The 16,788-nt window shown below is 73.4% G+C and carries 15 protein-coding genes; 4 read left to right on the forward strand and 11 right to left on the reverse strand.

Going from position 1 to position 16,788, the window contains the following annotated elements:
• The first annotated feature begins 12 nt into the window (after positions 1-12).
• Positions 13-1,137 (forward strand): sensor histidine kinase, encoded by a 1,125-nt coding sequence (locus ACIQ8J_RS22880; RefSeq protein WP_403272615.1) that lies wholly within the window; start codon positions 13-15, stop codon positions 1,135-1,137.
• Here ACIQ8J_RS22880 and ACIQ8J_RS22885 read toward each other — a convergent pair.
• The 4 genes from ACIQ8J_RS22885 to ACIQ8J_RS22900 form a co-directional block, all read right to left on the reverse strand.
• Positions 1,118-2,479 (reverse strand): VWA domain-containing protein, encoded by a 1,362-nt coding sequence (locus ACIQ8J_RS22885; RefSeq protein ID WP_403272616.1) that lies wholly within the window; start codon positions 2,477-2,479, stop codon positions 1,118-1,120. The genes ACIQ8J_RS22880 and ACIQ8J_RS22885 overlap by 20 nt on opposite strands.
• Positions 2,480-2,647: 168 nt before the next feature.
• On the reverse strand, positions 2,648-3,616 hold the full coding sequence (locus ACIQ8J_RS22890; RefSeq protein WP_403272617.1) for a hypothetical protein: 969 nt from the start codon (positions 3,614-3,616) through the stop codon (positions 2,648-2,650).
• Positions 3,617-3,630: 14 nt separating this feature from the next.
• Entirely contained in the window at positions 3,631-5,118 is a 1,488-nt protein-coding gene (locus ACIQ8J_RS22895) for an APC family permease (RefSeq protein WP_403272618.1), read from the reverse strand.
• A gap of 133 nt (positions 5,119-5,251) precedes the next feature.
• Positions 5,252-6,196, reverse strand: a complete 945-nt coding sequence (locus tag ACIQ8J_RS22900; RefSeq protein ID WP_403272619.1) for a LysR family transcriptional regulator — start codon at positions 6,194-6,196, stop codon at positions 5,252-5,254.
• Positions 6,197-6,400: 204 nt separating this feature from the next.
• On the opposite strand from ACIQ8J_RS22900, the gene snpA reads away from it, so the two are divergent.
• Positions 6,401-7,054 carry a snapalysin gene (snpA, locus tag ACIQ8J_RS22905; protein ID WP_403272620.1) on the forward strand — a complete coding sequence of 218 codons (654 nt, stop codon included), beginning with the start codon at positions 6,401-6,403 and terminating at the stop codon, positions 7,052-7,054.
• Positions 7,055-7,361: 307 nt separating this feature from the next.
• On the opposite strand, the gene ACIQ8J_RS22910 is transcribed toward snpA, so the two are convergent.
• The 6 genes from ACIQ8J_RS22910 to ACIQ8J_RS22935 all read right to left on the reverse strand — a co-directional run bounded on the left by ACIQ8J_RS22910 (position 7,362) and on the right by ACIQ8J_RS22935 (position 14,008).
• Positions 7,362-8,324, reverse strand: a complete 963-nt coding sequence (locus ACIQ8J_RS22910) for a hypothetical protein (protein WP_403272622.1) — start codon at positions 8,322-8,324, stop codon at positions 7,362-7,364.
• 183 nt (positions 8,325-8,507) lie between these two features.
• Positions 8,508-8,870, reverse strand: coding sequence for a hypothetical protein (locus ACIQ8J_RS22915; protein WP_403272623.1), 363 nt, complete (start codon positions 8,868-8,870; stop codon positions 8,508-8,510).
• 81 nt (positions 8,871-8,951) lie between these two features.
• Positions 8,952-10,910 carry an FUSC family protein gene (locus ACIQ8J_RS22920; protein ID WP_403272625.1) on the reverse strand — a complete coding sequence of 653 codons (1,959 nt, stop codon included), beginning with the start codon at positions 10,908-10,910 and terminating at the stop codon, positions 8,952-8,954.
• A 200-nt stretch (positions 10,911-11,110) separates the two neighbouring features.
• Positions 11,111-12,058 (reverse strand): NADP-dependent oxidoreductase, encoded by a 948-nt coding sequence (locus tag ACIQ8J_RS22925; RefSeq protein ID WP_403272626.1) that lies wholly within the window; start codon positions 12,056-12,058, stop codon positions 11,111-11,113.
• A gap of 73 nt (positions 12,059-12,131) precedes the next feature.
• Complete coding sequence (locus ACIQ8J_RS22930) at positions 12,132-13,139, reverse strand: endonuclease/exonuclease/phosphatase family protein (RefSeq protein WP_403272627.1); 1,008 nt, start codon at positions 13,137-13,139, stop codon at positions 12,132-12,134.
• A gap of 89 nt (positions 13,140-13,228) precedes the next feature.
• Complete coding sequence (locus ACIQ8J_RS22935; RefSeq protein ID WP_403272629.1) at positions 13,229-14,008, reverse strand: alpha/beta fold hydrolase; 780 nt, start codon at positions 14,006-14,008, stop codon at positions 13,229-13,231.
• A 59-nt stretch (positions 14,009-14,067) separates the two neighbouring features.
• Between ACIQ8J_RS22935 and ACIQ8J_RS22940 the strand changes: the two genes are divergently transcribed.
• Entirely contained in the window at positions 14,068-15,471 is a 1,404-nt protein-coding gene (locus ACIQ8J_RS22940; protein WP_403272630.1) for a PLP-dependent aminotransferase family protein, read from the forward strand.
• Here ACIQ8J_RS22940 and ACIQ8J_RS22945 read toward each other — a convergent pair.
• Positions 15,398-16,273, reverse strand: a complete 876-nt coding sequence (locus ACIQ8J_RS22945) for a hypothetical protein (RefSeq protein ID WP_403272631.1) — start codon at positions 16,271-16,273, stop codon at positions 15,398-15,400. The genes ACIQ8J_RS22940 and ACIQ8J_RS22945 overlap by 74 nt on opposite strands.
• Positions 16,274-16,425: 152 nt before the next feature.
• On the opposite strand from ACIQ8J_RS22945, the gene ACIQ8J_RS22950 reads away from it, so the two are divergent.
• Entirely contained in the window at positions 16,426-16,782 is a 357-nt protein-coding gene (locus tag ACIQ8J_RS22950; protein ID WP_403272632.1) for a hypothetical protein, read from the forward strand.
• Positions 16,783-16,788 lie beyond the last annotated feature (6 nt).

A 16,788-nucleotide genomic window follows, 5' to 3' on the forward strand; every position in this document is an offset into this window, starting at 1 on the left:
GGGGCACGGCAGGTGATCCGGACCCGCATCGCGCTGGTCTTCGGCGGCGTCTTCCTGGTGCTCGGCGCGGTGCTGCTCGCCGTGGTGAACCTGCTGTCCCGCGCGGGCACCCAGGAGCAGGCCACCGCGATCGCGACCCGCGCGACGACCCTGCGGGAGGTCTCCGGCGTCCCGGCGCTCAAGGGCCAGACCGTGACGATGGAACCGCTCACCGTCTACCGGCTCAGCGAGGACGTCAGCAGGGCCGCGTCCAGCCAGACCGCCCTGTGGTCCTGGCTGGCGCTGCTCACGATCGCGCTGCTCGCGGTGGTGGTCGGCTGGTGGACGGCGGGCCGGATGCTCCGCCCGGTCCACGTCATGACGGCCCGCGCCCGCAAACTGACCGCGAGCAGCCTGCACGAGAGGATCGGTGCCGAGGGGCCCGACGACGAACTCAAAGAGCTCGGCGACACCATCGACGACCTGCTCGCCCGCCTGGAGGCCGCCTTCGACAGCCAGCGCCGCTTCATCGCCAACGCCTCGCACGAGCTGCGCACCCCGCTCGCCACCCAGCGCGCCGCGATCCAGGTGGGCCTGGACGACGATCCGAGCCCGGCCGATCTGGAGCGCACCCGCAGGACGCTGCTCGCCAACAACCGGCGCAGCGAGCAGCTCATCGAGGGCCTGCTGACGCTGGCCCGCAGCGAGCGGGGCCTGGAGCAGCGCGAGGACGTGGACCTCGCGGAGGTCGTACGGGAGGAGGCGGCCCGCTACGACACGGTGAAAATCGACGCGGCGCCCGCCGTGGTGCGGGGCAACCGGACGCTGCTCGCCCGGCTCACCGCGAACCTCCTCGCCAACGCGGTGACGTACAACGAACCCGGCGGGGCGGTGGAGGTGACGGTGTACGGCGGCCGGCTCGTGGTCGTCAACAACGCCGGGCCGGTGATCGCCGAGGACGACATCCCGGCCCTGTTCGAACCGTTCCGGCGGGGCGAGGGCCGTGACCGGATGGGTTCGGGGGCGGGCCTGGGCCTGTCCATCGTGCGCTCCATCGCCCTCGCGCACGGCGGTACGGTCACGGCGTCGCCCGGCGCGGAAGGCGGGCTCGCCGTGACCGTCTCACTTCCGAAGGCCCCTAGGGGCGGAACGAGTTGAGCAGCCCGGCGTAGACCTCGGCGTCGCTCAGTTCGCGCGGCGCGGGGCCCGCGTGGAAGAACCCGATGTGCCCGGCGTCGGCCTCCGCGGTGCGCAGGAAGTCGAAGGCCTTCGAGTCGTCCTCGCCGAACGCCACGAACTGCCAGTACAGCGGCTTGTCGGCGACATCGGCGAGCGCCTGGCGGGCGGGCAGCTTGGCGTCGGGGGCGCCGTCGGTCTGGAACACGACGAGCACCGGCCCCTCGTGCCCCGCCTTCTCGACGTGCTCGACGACCTCCTCGACGGCCCGGTGGTAGCTGGTCCGCCCGAGGCGCCCGAGCCCGGCGTGCGTCTCGTCCACGACACCGTCGTACGCGTCGAGGGTGAGGTCCACCGTCCCGTCGATGTCGGTCGAGAAGAACACGGTGTGCACGGTGGCCTCCTCGTCCAGGTGCGCCGCCAGCGCGAGCACCTGCTCGGCGAGACCCTGCGCGCTGCCGTCCTTGTAGTACGGCCGCATCGACCCGGACCGGTCGAGCACGAGGTACACCTTGGCCCGTGCCCCGCCGAGCCCCGCCTTCTTGAGCGCGACCCCGGCGGCCTTGTACGCCCCGACGAGCCCGGACGCCCGCGACTTCACCCGCGCGGGCGAGAGGGCGGGCTTGGGCTTGTCGGCCACGAGGGGCTCGGGCTCGGGCTCGCCTTCCACGACGGGCTCGGACTCGCGGTCCGCTTGCGCCGGTACGGGGGTGGGCTCGACCACGGGCGCGGGCTCGGCCTCTGCCTGGACCGGCGCGGGCTCGGCCTCCGCCTGAGCGGGCTCGGGCTCGGGCTCTGCTTCGGCCTCCGCCGCGACGGGCTCCGGGTCCGGGGCCGGAGCCACGGGTTCGGGCTCGGCGACGGGCTCGGGGGCCGCAGCCTCCGGCTCCTCAACCGGCTCCGGCTCAGCCACGGCCACCGGCTCGGCGACCTGCACCGGCTCGGCCACCGGTTCCGGCTCGGCCTCCGACCGGGGCTGGGGCACGTCCGCGATCGGTTCCGCGGCCGGTTCCGGGGTCGGTTCGGCGGACGCCGGTTCCGGCTCAGCCGCGGCCTCCTCCGGGGCGGACGGTTCCGCCGGGGGGGACGGGGACGGGACCGGCGCGCGCGGTCCGTCGAACGCGGCGGCGACGAGTTCCTCCGCCGGGGACAGGTCGCGCCGGCCCGGCGCCGGAATCGTGGGCGCCGACGCCTCGGCGGCGGCCGGTGCCGAGGAAGGCTCGGCCGTGCGTTCCGTCTGGGGCGGTACGGAAGCCGCCGCCGTCTCGGCACGCTCCGCGCGATCGCGTCCGAACACCTTGCGCAGCAAGCTCCGAATGCCCATGGGCGAGGCCTTTCGCATGAGTTGGGTGCGATACGTACCGCACTGCGCCACAGCTCCGGGATTCGAGCCCCGGGATCCCTGGCCAGCGCGGACACGTAAGGTTAGCGACCCTCCCGGGCGATTCCGGGAAGGGGCCGGGTCCCGCCCCGGGTGCGTCTCGGCGGGGCGCTACTTCCCGCCCTGTTCGCGCCAGCGGGCAATCTGCTGGGCCGGGTCGCCGGTGTACGCCCAGGGCACCTTGGCGACCCGCTCCCCGAGCAGGGCGACCAGGGCCGCGCCCTCGCGGGTGAGGCCCGCACAACAGGCCGCGTGCGCGAGGTAGTTGAGCTCGGCGGCCTCCTCGGGGCGGACCGGGCCGGGGGGCCGGCCGCCGAGCCAGCGGTCGTAGGTTCGGCGGAGCTCGGTCACCGCGAGCTCGTGGTTCCAGTGCTGGCCGAAGCCCCGGACCGGCGCGCCCTTGGCGGCGTCCGCCACATAGCGGTACTCCTCCACCCGGGCGACCTGCGCCAGGACGGGCAGCGGCGACCCGGCCGGGGCGGCGCCCGCCGCGTCGCGCGCGAAGTCGTACATCGAGCCGTGCGTGCCGTGCCAGCGCGCGGAGAAGTAGCGCAGCATCTGGACGTGGCCTTCGAGGTGGTAAGGGTCGCGGCGGCGCAATTCGTCCCACCAGGAGCGCAGTTCACGCCGGGCCACCCCGCCGTCGTACAGCCGCACCACGGTGAGCAGCGAGGCCCAGGGCATCGGGTCGGCGGGGTGGGCGTCGGCCGCGCCGAGGCAGGCCATCACGGCCACGTCGATGCGGTCGCGGTCGTTTCCGGCGCCGCGCCCGGCCGCGATGGCGCCGTTGAACGCCCGGGTGACCTCGGTCGCGGCCCGCAGCACCGCCGCGTCCGGGCTGTCCGGTTCGGCGGCCCGCCACGCCTCGACGACGGACGAGCCGGCGGCGGCGTTCGCGAGCAGCCGGATCCGGTGGGTGCGCAGCGGCCAGTCGTCGCCGGTGGCCCGCAGCAGATCGCGTACGCCCTGCCAGCGGCCGATGACGATGTCGTGCCGGGCCTCGGTGAGCGGCCGGTCGCCCAGGTCGGGGTCGAAGCGCACGGCCGCTTTCCGGTCGGAGCGGCGGCGCAGTGCGGCCATCCGCGTACCGCCTCTCAGAAGTCGGTGGGCAGGCCCGCGCCCGCGTAACCCGGCGTCGGCGTACGGGAGTCGGGGTATCGGCCGTCGGCGGTGACGGCCCGGGTCGCGTCGAGGAGGGCGGGACGGTAGTACGCGCTGCCCCGGCGCCAGTACCAGAGCATCGGGACGAGTCCGACGAGCAGGCTGCCGAGGCCGATCGTGACGGCCGCGCCGCCGAGCCGGGTCAGCGAGGCGCCGAACACGCAGAACATGAAGACCGAGCCGAGCAGCGGCCAGGCCCCGCCGAGCAGGAAGGAGCTGATGGATTCGGTGAGGGTGCGGCGGTAGGCGACGACGGCGGCGAGGCCCGCGAGGCCGTAGTACAGGGTGGTCTGGAGGCCGATCGCGGCGAGCGCGTCCTCCATGATGTCCTCGACGGAGCCGAGCGCGTTGGCGGCGACGAACAGCACGAGCGCGACCGCGCCGACGACGACGATCGCCACCCAGGGGGTGTTCCACCGGCGGTGCACGGTGCCGAGCGCGCCCGGCATCGTACGGTCGCGGCCCATCGCGAACAGGGAGCGGGTCACCTGGATGAGGGTGGTCTCCAGGGTGGCGATGGTGGAGAGGACCACGGCGAGCACCATGAGCCTGCCGCCGGCGCCGGGCCAGATCCGCTCGCCGAGCACGGCGAGCACGTTGGACTCGTGGGCCCGGATCTCGCCGCCGGTGAGCAGGACGTTCACGGCGACGGTGAAGGCGACGAACAGGGCGAAGACGAGTCCGACGCCGATCAGCGCGGCGAACCCCGCGGTGCGGCGGCTGTCGCGGGTCTCCTCGCTGAGGTTGCTGGTGACGTCCCAGCCCCAGTAGTAGAACGCGGCGATGAGGGTGCCGGCGGCGAAGCCGGAGACGCCGTCGAAGTGGCCGAACCCGAGCCAGCCCCAGTCGAAGGCGACCACACCGCCGCCCTCCCCGATGCGGATCAGTGCCCCGGCGCCGAACCCGACCAGAATCACCAACTCGACTCCGGATACGAGGAGTTGGGCCCGTGCCGAGAGCCGGGCGCCGCCGAGCACCACCCCCAGCATGAGCAGGAACCAGCCCGCTCCGGTGGCGGTGGCCAGGGCGGTGTTCTGGGCGAGCGCGGGGTCGAACAGGCCCAGCGTCATCTGCCCGGCGGGCAGCGATCCGGCCACCATGAAGATGGTCGCGGCGACGACGAGCGCCCAGCCGCTGAGGAAGCCGAGGCAGGGGTGCAGGGTGCGGCCGACCCAGGAGTAGGCGGCCCCCGCGTTGACGTCGATCCGGCCGAGCCGTCCGAAGGCGAGCACGATGCCGAGCATGGGTATCACGCAGTACAGCAGCGCGGCGGGACTGGCGAGCCCCACGGCGCCCACGAGCACGGCGCTGGTGGCGGCCATCGAATAGGCGGGCGCGCTGCCCGCCACCGCCATGACAACGGTGTCGAACGGGGAGAGAACGTTGGGCCGAAGCCCTCTGCCGCTGGTGCTGCTGCTCATGGCCCGAACATCCTTTGACGGCTAGACATATGGCGGTATGTCAGAAACCAGGATTCCGCTGTGCTCGGCACACCGAAAGCCGACCGCATCGTAGTCGGCCGGGGCGCCTCGCACCCCGCCGTCCGGACACGCCCTAGGACCGCCCCCGCTCCTCCAGCCACTCCCGGTAGGCGGGCGCGGCCGACGCCGCCTCCCAGTACGCCGACTCCAAGTCGGCGCCGACCCCGGCCAGTTCACCCCCGTACGCCCCGCTCCGCACCGCGAGCAGCAGCCGCACGCCCAGCGGGTCGCCCCGCAGCGGGCGGATGGCGAGGTCGGGGCGGGGGCGGGAGGTGGGCTGGCAGAAGGTGACGATCTCGCCGGTGGCGACCAGGCCCGCCGCCGTCAGGTAATCGCCGTGCAGGACACGGGGGTTGAGGCCCGCAGCGGCGAGGACCCGGCGCAGCCCCTCCCACTCGCCGTCCACGCTGGGGTCGATCATCCACTGGTCGGCGGCGAGGTCGGCCAGGTCCACGACGGGCCGGTGGGCCGCCGGATGGTCGACGGCCAGGCACACGAACTGCGGCTCGCGTTCCACCAGGGTGTGGATGTCCAGACCCGGCGGCACCGGCAGCGGGCAGCCCTCCACCTCGTGGACGAAGGCCACGTCGAGCTCGCCCGCCGCCACCTGCCGCAGCAGCGCGGTGGCCGAAACCGCCACCTGGAGTTCCGTCCCGGTGCGCGGCAGCCGTTCGCGCAGCCGGCGCAGCCAGCCGGGGATGGCGCGGCTCGCGGTGGAGCCGATGCGCAGCCGGTTGCCGTCGGCGGCGCGGGCCGCGGCGGCCCGGGTGTCGGTGACCAGCGCGGTCAGCCCGGCGAGCAGCGGCCGGGCCCGGCCGACCACGCCCCGGCCGAGCGCGGTGGGCACACAGCCGGTCCGCTCGCGCGAGAACAGTCGCCCGCCCAACGTGGTCTCGATGCGCCGCAGTTGGGTGGTCAGGGCGGGCTGGCTCGTGCCGAGCGTCCGCGCCGCGGCGTGCAGACTGCCGGCGTCGGCGATGGCGCACAGCACCCGCAGATGTCTCACCTCCAGCTCCATGGGGCTGAGGTTAGGGCACGCTAAGTCGTCGCACCAGATGTCCAAAACACCTCTGATACGCGGGAGTTATCGCAGATCGGCATCATTCCCGTGCGTCGCTGTGGCCTCCACAATCACCGGAACGACGACGCACCGGTCGTCGCACCCCACCCGTGCCCGGCCCACCCAGCCGTGCGCGGATCCCCGAACGATTGGCAACCCCCCATGAGACACCCCCGCACCCTCGTCGTGACCGCCGCGCTGGGCATGGCCCTCGCGGGTCTCGGCGCGATCCCCGCCACCGCCGCCACCCCGGCCGCCGCCCCCACCGCGGCGGCCGCGCACTACACCGCCGCGGGCAAGCACACCGCGGCGGGCGACCGGGCGTTCTACGACGCCGTCATGAAGTCGGTCGCCAAGAGGAGCGCCGCCAACCCGCTGTCGGCCTCCGTGACCGTCACCTACAGCACCGCCAACGCCCCCAGCTTCCGCTCGCAGATAGCGCAGGCGGCGCAGATCTGGAACTCCTCCGTCCAGAACGTCCGCCTCGCGGAGAGCAGTTCGGGCGCCGACTTCGACTACTACGAGGGCAACGACCCGCAGAACGGTTCGTACGCCTCCACCGACGGGCACGGCAGCGGCTACATCTTCCTCGACTACGGCCAGAACCAGCAGTACTACTCGGTCCGCGTGGTCGCCCACGAGACCGGGCACGTGCTCGGCCTTCCCGACCACTACTCGGGTCCGTGCAGTGAGCTCATGTCGGGCGGCGGGCCGGGCACGTCGTGCCGCAACGCGTACCCGAACGGCGCGGAGAAGTCCCGGGTGAACAGCCTGTGGCAGAACGGTCTGGCCTCGGCCTTCAAGCCGGCCGCCTGACATAGGACACCCCCTGCCCCTCTGGCAGCATGGGGGGATGCCGAGCGTCTCTCCCCGCCGTCCCTGCCCGTCCTGCGGCCGTGCTGTTGCCGTGGTGGCGGGCAGGTACGTGCGCCACGATCCCCGTACCCGGGAGGGTGGTGAGCTGACGCTCTGTCCCGGGTCCAAGCGCCGGGCCCCCGCGGACGCCTCCCAGCGGACCCTGGACGGCTTCGAACTCCCTCCGTTTCCCGGCCAGTTGCCGCTTTTCTGACGCTGAGGCGGCGTCGTCGTCAGCGGCGCACCGGCCCGGCGGAGCGGTCAGCGGTCAGTGGTGTTGGCCGCGGCGGCTCTTGAGCATCAGGGCATCGGAGAACGTCTCGACGCTCGTGGTGCGGTTCGAAGGCAGGGCCTCGGCCAGCAGGGCGGGGTAGGCGTCGGGCCGGAACTCGGCGAGGGGGAGGTAGCCGCCGCGGACGTAGCTGGTGGCGGCGCCGTGTCCCTTGCCGTCCGTTCCGTCGACGCGGCCCGCGTACTGGTGCGGGCCCTTGGTCATCACCTCGGTGAACGTGTTCGCGAGCGGGGTCATCATGGCCGGGGTGATGCCGTACCGGCCGGTCAGGTACAGCTGGTGGAGGCCCGCGCAGTCCAGGCTGCCGTGGTTTGAGTCCTCGCCGCCCGCCTGCGAGGGGGAGTAGCCCCAGTTGTAGGCAGGATTGCCCTGGGGGTCGGTGTACTTGTGGGCGGCGGAGAAGAACCAGTCCACGCTGGTCCTGACCAGCCGGTCGTAGCGGGCGACGCGCTGGGCGTCGTCGCCCAGGATCTGGTGCGCGGTCGCCAGGTTCGAGAAGCCGTAGTCGAACATCATCTGCTGGTTCCACGGCACCGGCTTGCCGCCCATGTAGGGCGAATCCTTCGCGAAGTACTGGCGATCGCCCTGGGAGACGTCAAGCAGTCGCGCCAGGATGTGCCGGTCGACTGCGGCGTCCGCCTCCGCGACGAACTTCTTCGCCCGGTCGAGGTAGGTGGCGCCGTATCCGTGCGGGTCGCCGATCGCCACCCGGTTGTGCCAGATCGCGGGTGTCTGGAGGATCTCCCGGGCGCAGTTGCCGAGGTGGCCGACCGGGTCGCCCTGCTCGCCGCCGGTGCCGACGGGCTGAGCGGTGACGTTGTTCGGCCAGGCGGGGTCGGTCCTGCCGGTCCAGAGCGGGTGTCCGCCGACCGGGCCGGGGGCGAGGTCGTCGCGCTCGGAGAGCACCGCGTCGCAGAAGCCGGTCATCCGGTCGAGCACCGCCGTGTCGTGGGAGACCTAGGGGGTGTCCGGTGGGTCATGGCCGGGGTCGCGGCGGCTGGCACGGCACCTCGCCGCGTTGCCGAAACGTCCCGATAGCTCCGCTATCGAAACGCTCCGACGCCTTGCGATGCACCGCACCAGCCGCCGCGCCCTATCCGACCCTGACCCACCGGACACCCCCTAGTAGACCCTCCCCATGGCCTTGACCGCCTGCCCGCTGCCGCCCTGGGCCCAGTTGTTGCCGATGTTGTCCTTGGCCGGGGCGAGGCTCTGGACGTACGCCTTGAGCGACGTGATCTCGTTCGGGGTCACCGGGCCGTCCGGGCCGTCGATGCGCAGCACCGGGCCTTTGGCGGACGGCTTGTCGGACGAGGGGTCGTCGTTCGGCTGCCCCTCGGCCGGACCGCTGTCCGCCGACGCGTGCGCGGCGGGCTTCGTGCCGTCGTCCGATCCCGTCAGCAGACTGCCGAGTGCGATCGCGGTGCCGAGTACGCAGACGAGCGCCACACACCCCAGGACTATCTTGACCGGATTGGTTCTCACGCTTCGGTTGAGGGCGTCCGGGCGCCGCCGGTTCCCCGGGGCAGGGGAACTCGTGTCAGGGGGCCGTGAATTCGCCCGCGCTCAGGCGCCCGGCGAAGCGATCGCGCGGGCCGCCCGCACCTCCTGCCGCAACGGCGCGAGCACCCCCTCCTCGTCTCCCACCAGGTCCGCCCGCACCTCCACCAGCGTCACGCTCTCCCGCAGCCCCTGGGCCAGTTCGCGCAGTTCCACCGCGATCTCCGCGACCTCGCCCGGCGCGGGCGGCGGGGCGCCGTGGTTGACGCGGACCCGCGCCGCCGTGGTCGCGTCGACGATCCGCTTGACCGCCACGACGAGCGGCCACCAGGCCGCGGCCCTCGGCCCGGTGGGCGGCGGCTCCGTCAACGCCCGCTGGAATTCGCTGCGTACGGTCGACAGATCGCGGTACAGGCGGCGCCGGTGGCGCACCCGCTCCGCCCGGTCGTCCTCGGAGCCGAAGGCGTACTCCACGTAGTCCGCGGTCGCCGCCACCGCGTCCGCGAGCCGTGTGCCGATCCGGGTGTGCCAGCTCTCGGGCCACAGCAGATAGCCCGCGACGAGTGCGATCGCGCAGCCGATGAGGCTGTCCCACAGGCGGGGCAGGACCAGGTTGAAGCCCTGGTGGTTCAGTACGTCCGAGAGCAGCAGGATCACCGGGGTGATCGCCGCGGTCTGGAAGGCGTAGCCCTTCGCCGAGAACGCCGGGATCAGCGCCGCGAGCACCATCATCACCGGCACGTCCCACCAGCCGCGCGGCACCTCGGCGAGCACGGCGGCGGCGATGACGAGGCCGCCCGCGGTGCCGATCGCCCGCGTCAGGGCGCGCGCGAAGACCGAACCGAAGTCGGGCTTGAGGACGAAGACGATGGTCAGCGCGACCCAGTACGAGCGCTCGACCGGGACCACGGACACCAGCGCCTGCGCGAGGCCCATGCACAGGGCGAGCCGGAGCCCGTAGCGCCAGGACGCGCCGGACAGCAGCACGTTGCGGGCCGCGCGGCGCACCCGGATGCGCAGCGCCGCGGGCCGGCCGAGGCGGTCGTCGACGTTGGACTGGTCGGGGTCGGGCTTGTGCACCACGGCCGAGGCGTGCCGCAGCGCGGTGTCCATGGCCCGCTCGGCGGGGGTCGCGGGTACGGGCAGATCCAGCGCGGGGGCGTCGGTCCGGCCCTGGTCCACCGAGTCCGCCAACTGCCGTACGGCCGCCGGGATCGCGGCGTCCACGCCCCAGCCGCGCAGGTGCACGGCGGGGGCGGCCTCCACGAGCGGGATCACCACGTTGAGCTGGGCGAGCAGCCGCACCAGTTCCCCGCGCCGGCCGTGTTCGCGGGCGCGGCGGCCGAGGATCAGGTCGTAGGTGGTGTTCAGGGACTGGGTGACGGCCTGGCGTTTGGTGTCGTACGCGTCGCTCGCGGCGGCTTCGATGGCTTCGGCGACCGCGCGGTAGGTCCCGGCGACGGCGGCCCGTTCGGGTTCCGTGCGCCGCAGCGGCCAGCCGAGCAGGCTCAGGAGCAGCACGAACAGCCCGCCGAGGCTGAGCAGCAGCGGCGCCTTCCACCAGGGGCCGGGCATCGGCAGGCCCGCGCCGACCACGGCGTTCAGGAGGAGCAGCAGTCCGGAGACGGAGGCGACCGCCCCGATCGAGGAGATCATCCCGGAGACCAGCGCGACCAGGGTCAGCGCGCCGACCGCGAGCCAGCCGTGCCCGAACACGAGGCTGCCGACGGTCACGCCGAGCGCGCCGAAGAGCTGCGGCACGGCGATGTTGAAGATCCGCATCCGGTACGCGTCGGCGGTGTCGCCGATGACCGCGCTGAGCGCGCCCATGGAGGCGAGCGCCCCGTACGCGCTCTGCCCGGTCGCCATCCCCACGGCCAGCGGCGCGGCCAGGGCGACCGCGGCCCGTGCGACGGCGGGCCAGGGAATGGGGGTGGGGGCTGGGCGCAGCCCGCCGATGAGCCATTCCGGCGGCGCGAGCCGCCCTTGCCGTGCGCCGTCCCCCGCCCGTTTCTGATCAGCCATGACCACACGACACCGTAAAAAGATCACTTGGTGCAAACGGGGCGCCCAACGGAACCGTAAATGTTGTCCACAGCCTGTGGATAATTTTTACGGTTCCGCGCACGGGGTCTGCGTTCGCGCCCGCCGGCCTCGCGCGGCCACCCATCCGTTCAACGGCTCCGCGGGGTCCGCGGCACCGCCGTTTTTGGATCATTTCCGAATCACACGGCGAAGACCGTCTTGCCGCGCGCGCCGCCCGAGCGGTTCTGCGCGAGGGCCTGCGGGGCTTTCTCCAGGGGGAGTTCGGCGTCGACCGGCACTTTCAGATCGCCCGTGGCGGCCGCCGCGGCGAGCGTGTCGAGCAGCGCCGCCGTGGCCTTGAGCCCGAAGTTCACCGCGTCGACCCCCACCGGGACGAGCGCCGGGTCGGCGACGTAGCGGGTGGTCAGGGCGGTCCCGCCGGGGCGGACGAGGCGGGCGTGCGCGGCGAAGGCGTCCGGGGTGTCCGACACCAGGTCGACCACGGCATCGACCCCATCCGGGCACTCCTCGCGCACCCGGGACTCCAGCGGCTCCTCCGTCGTGTCCACGGTGAACGCGGCGCCGAGCGCGGCCATCCGCTCCCGCTCGGCCCCCCGCACCGCCGCGATCACCCGCACCCCGCGGGCACGCGCGAGCTGGGTCAGTACGCTGCCGACGCCGCCCGCCGCGCCCACCACCAGCAGGGTCTCGCCGGGCCGCAGCACCGCCCCGCTCTGCAGGATCTGGGCGGCGGTCATGCCCGAGGTGGGCAGCGTGGCCGCGGTCCGCAGATCCAGGGTCTCGGGCACCTCGGTCAGCGCGGAGTCCTGCGGCACGGTCACGTACTCCGCGTACGTCCCGGCGCCCACCGGCGGCCGCGAGACCTGCCCGAACACCCGGTCGCCCACCACGAAGCGGTGCTCGCCGGGTCCGACCACGTGGACCCGCCCCGAGAAGTCCACGCCCATGACCAGCGGGAACACATGCGGGGCCTGCCCGTCGAGCAGGCCGTCGGCGACCTGCCAGTCGTACGGGTTGAGCGCGGCGAACTCGACCTTCACCAGGATCTCGCCCGCGCCCGGCTCGGGCTTGGGCACGTGGACGAGCGCGGGCTCGGCCTTGAAGGCCGCGACGGCGACAGCGCGCATACGGGTACGCCTCCTGCTCGCCCCCCTGGGTCCTACGATCCTGACCCGCCGGGCCCGGCCCCGCACGTCGGCGCTATCCGTACAGGCCCAGCCGCACGAGCAGCGCGCGGTGGTCGGTGCCGCGCAGTTTCAGGAAGCGCGCGGAGGTCGCCTTGAAGTCGCCGCTCACCAGGACGTGGTCGATCTGGGTGCGCAGCGGGGTGGTGCGGTCGGCGGGCCAGGAGTAGGCGCGCGACTGACCGGTGAGCCGCGCGCTGTCGTGCAGGGCGCCCGCGTCGAGCACGGACCGGAACAGGGCGTGGTCCTGGGTGGCGTTGAAGTCCCCGGCGAGGATGACGGTCTGCCCCTTCGCCGATTTCGCGAACTCCCGTACTCTGCCCAGCTCTTGATGCCATTTTCCCTCGTCGCCGGGCAGCGGCGGCGAGGGGTGCGCGAGCTGGAGCCGCACGTCCCGCCCGCCGATGGTGGCCACCGCGCCCGGCATGGCCATCACGGACGGGATGGGCTCGGTGGCCCGCAGCGGAAACCGGCTGAGGACGGCCGACCCCGAGGACCCGTCCTCGCGTACGACATCGCGGTACGGATAGTCGGTCTTCGGCAGTTCGGCGGCGAGCGCGTCGGAGCACCGGAAGCTGCACTCCTCCACGAACACGAGGTCGGGCTTCTCGCGCCTGACGGTGGCGATCAGATCGTCCGTCGCCCACCCGAACTCGGTGTTGGACGTGAGGACTTTGAGCTCCGCGAGGATGGCGCCCTTGGGCTTGGTGGTCTCGGCACCGTACGGCTGGGTGTACCACCCGGTGACCGCGAGCACCGCGACGCCCCACACCATGCCGGTGCGCCACCGTCCGAGCGCGGTGAGCGCGAGCCCCGCGCCGGCGGGTACGAGCAGCCAGGGCAGGAAGGCGAGGGCCTGCGGCACGGGAGTGACCCCGTCCGAATCGGCGGCCCGGCACCCCATCACCACGCTGACCCCGGCAAGGAGCAGCCCTCCGAGCAGCCCGGACACCCACCGCCACGGATGCCGCCGGACCTCCCCGGCCGCCCGTTCCGGCCCGGTCCCGGTGTCCAAGGTGTCCAAGGCGTACCCCCAACTCGGCCGGACGGCGGGACGCCCGAATCCTCCCTCAAAGACGGCGGGGGGTGCGGGACGGTTGCCCGTCCTTTGCCCTAGGAGGCGACCCCCTGGCCCGCCACCCGGGCGAGGAGTTCGGCGAGGGCGGTGTTGAAGGCGCCCGGCCGTTCCAGGTTGGGCATGTGGGCCGCCGATTCGACGACGGTCAGGGTCGAGCCGGGGATCGCCTCGTGCATCGCCTCCGCGTCCGCGACCGGGGTGTAGGTGTCGTCGCGGCCGACCACCACCAGGGTGGGGACGGTGATGGTGCTCAACAGCCCCTGGTAGTCCGGGCGTTCGGCGCGTCCGCGCAGGGCCGCCGCCGCGCCCTCGGGGGGCGTGGACGTCATCATGCGGTGGACGTGGGTCCGCACCGACTCGTCGGCGTACGGGGCGACCATCTTGTCCAGGACCTCGTCGGCGTAGCCCTTCATGCCCTCGCGGAGCAGCCGGTCGGCCATCGCGTTGCGGGCCGCCTTGCCCTCGGCGCTCTCCGCGGCCGGGAAGGTGTCGGCGAGGACGAGGCCGCTGATCCGCTCCGGGAAGAGCCGGTAGCACTCCATGACGATCTGGCCGCCCATGGAGAGCCCGCCCAGCGTGAAGCGCTCGATGCCGAGCGCGTCCGCGAGCGCCCGCACGTCCTCGGCGAAGACGCCGAGCGGGGTGGTGCCGGGGACCACGGGCGCGCTGCCGTAGCCGCGCAGATCGGGGGCGACCACGCGGTGCGTACGGGAGAACTCCGCGATCTGCGGGGCCCACATGGTGCGGTCGAAGGGGTGGCCGTGGACCAGGAGCAGGGCGTCGCCCGTGCCCTCGTCTGTGTAGGTGCGGGACATGGGAAGGAGGCTAGGCGTGGGCAACTCCTCGGTGCAATAGGATCTTTGCTCTCGGTGCAATGGAGGAGAAGGGACGGGCCATGGACTACCGCGGCGTCGCCGACGAGGTCGCGGGGGACATCGCGTCCGGGGCGCTCAGGCCCGGCGAGCGGCTCCCCACCCAGCGGGCCTTCGCGCGCCGCCGCCGCATCGCGGTCTCCACCGCGATCCGGGTGTACGGGGAGCTGGGCCGCCGGGGTCTGGTGGTGGGCGAGGTCGGGCGCGGCACTTTCGTCCGGGCGGCCCCGCCGCACCCCGGTTCGGTCCTCGCCGAGGACAGTGGCCGTACGCCCGTCAATCTGGAGCTCAACTACCCAGTGACAGAAGGGCAGTCGGAGCTCATGGCGCGCTCGCTGGGCGCGCTGCTGCGGCCCGATGTCCTCACCGACGCCACCCGGCCCGCCGCCGCCGACGGCACCCCCGAGGCGCGCGAGGCCGCGGCGGAACTGCTCGCCCGGCCGGGCTGGCGGCCCGACCCCGCGCGGATCCTGTTCGCCGGGAACGGCCGCCAGGCCATCGCCGCCGCGCTGTCCTCACTGGTCCGCCCCGGCGGCCGCCTCGGCGTCGAAGAGCTGACGTACCCGCTGGTCAAGGCGGTCGCCGAACGCCTCGGCATCGACCTGGTCCCCATCGCAATGGACGACCAGGGCCTACGCCCCGACGCCCTGACGGCCGCCCACCGCCGCACCCCGCTGAGCGCCGTGTACGTACAGCCGACCCTCCACAATCCGCTCACGCTGACGACGGGGGAGGGGAGAAGGTCCGAACTGGCGGAAATGATGGGGGAGTTGAAGCTATGGGCGATCGAGGACACGACGTGGGCGTTCCTGGCACCGCCGGAGGAGTCCGGGGTGCGGTACGACACCGCGCTCGCGGACGGCACGCCGCCGCCCCGCACCCCGCCACCCCTCGCCGCGTACGCCCCCGACCGCACGATCCTCGTCGACAGCCTCTCCAAGCGGCTCGCCCCCGGGCTCACCACCGGGTTCCTGGTGGCGCCCGCCGGCCACGCGGACGCGCTCGCCCGCGCCCTGCGCTCCGGGGCCTGGACGGCGGGGCGGTTCAATCTGGAGGCGGCCGTGCGGTGGGCCGGGGACGGGACGGTGGCGGCGGTCACCGCTGCCAAACGGGCCGATGCGGCCGCCCGGCACGAGCTGGTGCGCGAGCACCTGACCGGCTTCCGCATCCGGACCGACCCGGCCGCGTACTACTGCTGGTGGGAGCTGCCCGCGCCCTGGCGGGCCGAGACCTTCGCGGCGGCCGCCGCCGGGCGGCTCGGGGTCGCGGTGACGCCGGGTACGGCGTTCGCGGTGGGCGGCAGGGTGCCCGACGCGGTCAGGATCGGCCTTGCTACCCCTCCGGTGCCGGTCCTGGCCGGGGCCCTTCGTCGTCTTGCCGCCCTCGCCGCCACGGCCGGCCCGTGAGCCACGCCCCGAGCGCGAGCAGCAGCCCGAACGCGAGCACGGCCCACGCCGCCGTGCTGAGGAAATCCGTCAGGGCGTCGTAGACCGCGCCCGCCGCCGACGGATCGGTGTCCGCGGGCAGCCCGTCAAGGGTGAGCGACCTGCCGATGGCGACCAGGACGTGCAGGATCACCGCGCCCACGGCGAGCCCGATGCCCACCCCGACGAGGGCGCGGCGGCGGCGCACCGCCGCGAGCACCGCACCGGCCGCCGCGGCCAGAGCGGCGACCGCGCCCCAGACGCCGATGTGCTGGAGCCAGCGGAAGACGGTGCGGGCCGGGCCGAGCTTGGTCGACTCGACGACGGTGAGGTCGGTGTGTTCCACGGGAATCCTGTTCGCGAACGGCACGCCCTGTGCCTCCAGTTCGTATGTGATCTGCTGGATCGCGGGGGCCAGGTCGATGCGTACGTCGTTGCCGCCGGCGTTCTGGGTGAAGGCGGACTCGACGCTCGCGTGGGCGGCCCGGTTCGCGGTGTCCCACACGCTCTGGAAAGCGGCGGTGGTGGTGAACGACCGCACGGCCACGCCGATGAGCGAGGCCACCGAGGCCTGGAGCGGCCCCACGTCGATGCTCTTCGTGATCGCGTCGGTGACCCGGGTGGCCACCGCGGTGCGCACGGCGTCGTTGTCGGCGAGCGGGGCCATGGTGGAGACGTACCGGCCGCGGTCGCCGATCTCCGTCTTCGCCCAGGCGGCGACCGCGCCCCGCGGGACCAGGACGGCCGCCAGGACGATCAGCACCGCCGACAGGAAGCTGCGCACCCGTCCACGAAATCCCGGGTTGCCGGTCGGCGCGCGCGGGTGTGGGCTGTATGGGGGACGGGCACGCGACGCGCCCCCCGGCAAGCGGAAGGAGTGCCGCCATGGCCGCACACGCTTCGACACACGTCAGGAGTCACCGCCCCGGTCCTCCCATGGCCCACCAACTGAGCAGGGCCGTCCTTGCGATCCCGGTCGTCCTGGGCGTGGTGTACGGCTTCTACGCCGCGTACATCCAGCGCGGCGGCGGCGCGATCACCGGCGGCCAGATCGTCCTGGGCGTCGTGTCGGGCCTCCTGATGATCATCCTGGGCGCCGGCCTCCTGAGCATCCAGTCCGCCCTGCCCCGAGAGCTGCGCGCGGGCGCGTACGCGACGCTGTTCGGCGCCGGAATCGGCTTCCTGCACAGCCTGACCGGCGAGAGCGTCGTAAGGGCCTCGGGCATGGGCCTGGTCTTCGCGGGGGTGATGTTCGCGGCGTCGTTCTACTGGTTCTACACGCATGAGGACTGACCCGAC

The organism is Streptomyces sp. NPDC094147, from assembly GCF_044764265.1.
Lineage (GTDB): Bacteria > Actinomycetota > Actinomycetes > Streptomycetales > Streptomycetaceae > Streptomyces.

Excerpts from the sequence above, each read along its gene's own strand:
- ACIQ8J_RS22885 (WP_403272616.1), bottom strand. The coding sequence starts at position 2,479 with ATGGGCATTCGGAGCTTGCTGCGCAAGGTGTTCGGACGCGATCGCGCG.
- ACIQ8J_RS22890 (WP_403272617.1), bottom strand. The coding sequence starts at position 3,616 with ATGGCCGCACTGCGCCGCCGCTCCGACCGGAAAGCGGCCGTGCGCTTC.
- ACIQ8J_RS22895 (WP_403272618.1), bottom strand. The coding sequence starts at position 5,118 with ATGAGCAGCAGCACCAGCGGCAGAGGGCTTCGGCCCAACGTTCTCTCC.
- ACIQ8J_RS22900 (WP_403272619.1), bottom strand. The coding sequence starts at position 6,196 with ATGGAGCTGGAGGTGAGACATCTGCGGGTGCTGTGCGCCATCGCCGAC.
- snpA (WP_403272620.1), top strand. The coding sequence starts at position 6,401 with ATGAGACACCCCCGCACCCTCGTCGTGACCGCCGCGCTGGGCATGGCC.
- ACIQ8J_RS22920 (WP_403272625.1), bottom strand. The coding sequence starts at position 10,910 with ATGGCTGATCAGAAACGGGCGGGGGACGGCGCACGGCAAGGGCGGCTC.
- ACIQ8J_RS22925 (WP_403272626.1), bottom strand. The coding sequence starts at position 12,058 with ATGCGCGCTGTCGCCGTCGCGGCCTTCAAGGCCGAGCCCGCGCTCGTC.
- ACIQ8J_RS22935 (WP_403272629.1), bottom strand. The coding sequence starts at position 14,008 with ATGTCCCGCACCTACACAGACGAGGGCACGGGCGACGCCCTGCTCCTG.
- ACIQ8J_RS22940 (WP_403272630.1), top strand. The coding sequence starts at position 14,068 with ATGGAGGAGAAGGGACGGGCCATGGACTACCGCGGCGTCGCCGACGAG.
- ACIQ8J_RS22950 (WP_403272632.1), top strand. The coding sequence starts at position 16,426 with ATGGCCCACCAACTGAGCAGGGCCGTCCTTGCGATCCCGGTCGTCCTG.